The following is a 2,196-nucleotide window of genomic DNA, read 5'->3' as shown; positions in this document are numbered from 1 at the left end:
GGGGTTCTCCTCGGTGGTGGTCGACGGCCTGGTCGACGGTCCCCGGTGCCCGGGGCCCTTCCCGCGTCCGGCCGGTGGCGGTGGCCCCGCAGGACCACCGCCACCGGGTCAGGCGTACGCCTGGGAGACGCCCGACGTGGCGTCGCCGATGCGGTGCACGCGCACGGCGTTGGTCGAGCCCACGATCCCCGGGGGGGCACCGGCCACGATGACGACCAGGTCGCCGATCGTGCAGCGGCCGGTCTCGCGCAGCCGGCGGTCGACCTCCTTGACCATCTCGTCGGTGGTCGAGATGAAGGCCGCGTACTGCGAGTCCACGCCCCAGGACAGCGCCAGGCGCCGGCGGGTGGTCTCCTCGGCCGTGAACGCCACCAGCGGGATGCCCGACCGCAGCCGGGACAGGCGGCGGGCGGAGTCACCGGACTGGGTGAAGGTCACCAGGAGCTTGGCGTCGAGCTGCTTGCCGATCTCCGAGGCCGCCAGCGTGATGGCGCCGCCCTTGGTGTGGGGCACGGTGCCCAGCGCCGCGATGCGGTCCGCGCCGTGCGTCTCGGTGTTCTCGATGATGCGGGCCATCGTGCGGACGGCCTCGAAGGGGAACGCCCCGACGCTCGTCTCCCCCGACAGCATCAGCGCGTCGGCGCCGTCGAGGACGGCGTTGGCGCAGTCGGAGGCCTCGGCCCGCGTCGGCCGCGGGGCGGTGATCATCGACTCGAGCATCTGGGTCGCGACGATGACCGGCTTGGCCTGCCGGCGGGCCAGCTCGATGGCGCGCTTCTGGACCAGCGGCACCTCCTCCAGGGGCAGCTCCACGCCCAGGTCGCCGCGGGCGACCATGATGCCGTCGAAGGCCGCGACGACCTCGCGCAGGTTCTCGACGGCCTGCGGCTTCTCGACCTTGGCGATGACGGGGACGGTGATCCCCTCCTCGTCCATGATCCTGTGCACGTCGTCGGCGTCGGCCGCCGACCGCACGAAGGACAGCGCGACGAGGTCGACGCCGAGGCGGAGGGCGAACCGCAGGTCCTCGACGTCCTTCTCCGACAGCGCCGGCACGCTCACGGCCACACCGGGCAGGTTGATGCCCTTGTTGTTGCTCACCGGGCCCGGGACGGTGACCTTCGTGACCACGCGGGGGCCGTCGACGGCGGTGACCTCGAGGCCGACCTTGCCGTCGTCGATGAGGATGCGGTCCCCCACCGCCACGTCGCCCGTCAGCCCCCCGTAGGTCGTGGAGCAGACGTCCTTCGTCCCCACCACGTCCTCGGTGGTGATCGTGAAGACGTCACCGACGGCGAGGTCGTGAGGACCGTCGGCGAACTTCCCGAGGCGGATCTTCGGACCCTGGAGGTCGGCGAGGATGGCGACCGCCCGGCCGGTGGCCTCGGCGGCGGCACGCACCCCCTCGAAGTTCGCCCTGTGGTCGTCGTGGGAGCCGTGGCTCAGGTTCATCCGGGCGACGTCCATCCCGGCGTCCACCAGTGACCGCAACCCTTCGGGACCCGCCACGGCGGGTCCGAGGGTGCAGACGATCTTCGCTCTGCGCATACCCCCGACCCTATTGCGCCCGGCCCGGTGCGCGACGCCCGGGGCGCGCCGTCCGCGCGGTGGACACCGGATCGTCACCCCCGGGCGGCGGTCCCGACGTGCGCGGGTCGCCGCGCGGTCCCACGATGACCGCGTGAACACGCAGGAACCGCAGCACCGGAGCGACTTCGAGCACGAGGTCGAGGACCTCGTGGAGGAGTCCAGCGAGCACGAGTACGCCGTCTACGTCCGTCTGCACGAGGACCGGGTCTGGCCCGAGGGGGCGCTGGCCGGCCTGATCGCCGACCTGCACGTGGCCCACCCCCGGGTGGAGAGCGTGGACGCGCCCGCCCACGACGTCGTCATCAGCGTCGACGCCGACGGGCTGGACGCCGAGGGCGCCGCCCGGCACGCCCTGGGCCGGGTGACCGCCGCCGCGTCCGCGCGCGGCCTGTCCGGCCACGCCGCGGACGTCACCGTGCTGTCCGACGGCGCGGTGTGGACCTACGACGCCGACGAGGTCGCCCGCTGGTGACCCACCGCCGCGCCGGGGCGCGGCGGGACGGACGAGGGGGTGGGGGGCGGGGGGGGGGGGGGGCGCGGGCGGGGGGGGGGGGGGGGGGGGCGGGCGGGTGCGGGGCCGGCGGGGGGCCGTGGGGGGGCCGGGGG

At 74.6% G+C, this 2,196-nt stretch carries 2 protein-coding genes; one reads left to right on the top strand and one right to left on the bottom strand.

The features are described 5' to 3' along the window. Nucleotides 1–108: 108 nt before the first annotated feature. Entirely contained in the window at nucleotides 109–1,548 is a 1,440-nt protein-coding gene (pyk, locus tag ACRYM6_RS22945) for a pyruvate kinase (RefSeq protein ID WP_432545207.1), read from the bottom strand. 133 nt (nucleotides 1,549–1,681) lie between these two features. On the opposite strand from pyk, the gene ACRYM6_RS22940 reads away from it, so the two are divergent. Beyond that, nucleotides 1,682–2,062, top strand: coding sequence for a hypothetical protein (locus tag ACRYM6_RS22940; protein WP_432545206.1), 381 nt, complete (start codon nucleotides 1,682–1,684; stop codon nucleotides 2,060–2,062). Nucleotides 2,063–2,196 lie beyond the last annotated feature (134 nt).

Origin of the sequence: Kineococcus rugosus, from assembly GCF_050871975.1 — a bacterium.
Classification (GTDB): domain Bacteria; phylum Actinomycetota; class Actinomycetes; order Actinomycetales; family Kineococcaceae; genus Kineococcus.
This window is presented reverse-complemented; position numbering and strand designations above follow the sequence as displayed.